Raw genomic sequence first — 465 nt, 5'->3', positions numbered from 1 at the left:
GTAAGCGGCCAAACCATATGGTGTACCATTTGCGATTGCCACTGCTTCTTCAAGATTCTTAAAAGAGGTAATCGGCACCACTGGACCAAAGGTTTCCTCCTGCATAATCATCATATCTTCCTTTACATTTTTAAGAACCGTTGGATGGACAAAGAAATATCCCTTTTCTTTATTGGCATCAAACTGATTCCCATAAAGTAGTTCTGCCCCCTTGTCGATGGCGTCATTTATTTGAGTCACAATTTTATCGAAGCCTTTGCTATTAATGACAGGACCTACTTGTGTGTCCTTTTCAAGACCATTGCCAACTTTCAATTTGGCTACTGCCGCTGCAAGCTTGGCAGAAAACTCATCGACGATGTTTTCATGGACGAGTACCCGGTTTACACAAATACAGGTTTGCCCAGCATTTCGGAATTTTGAAGCAACGGTTTGGGCGACCGCTACATCAAGATTGGCATCCTC

The 465-nt window shown here is 43.0% G+C and carries 1 protein-coding gene; it reads right to left on the bottom strand.

The annotated features are described in order from the left end of the window. The coding region (locus tag C9J29_RS24000; protein WP_153062684.1) for an aldehyde dehydrogenase family protein at positions 1–465 on the bottom strand (465 nt) is incomplete at both ends.

Source organism: Lysinibacillus fusiformis (assembly GCF_003049525.1).
Taxonomy (GTDB): Bacteria; Bacillota; Bacilli; order Bacillales_A; family Planococcaceae; genus Lysinibacillus; species Lysinibacillus fusiformis.
Note: the sequence above shows the minus strand (reverse complement) of the source record. Positions and strands in the feature narration are given on the sequence as shown.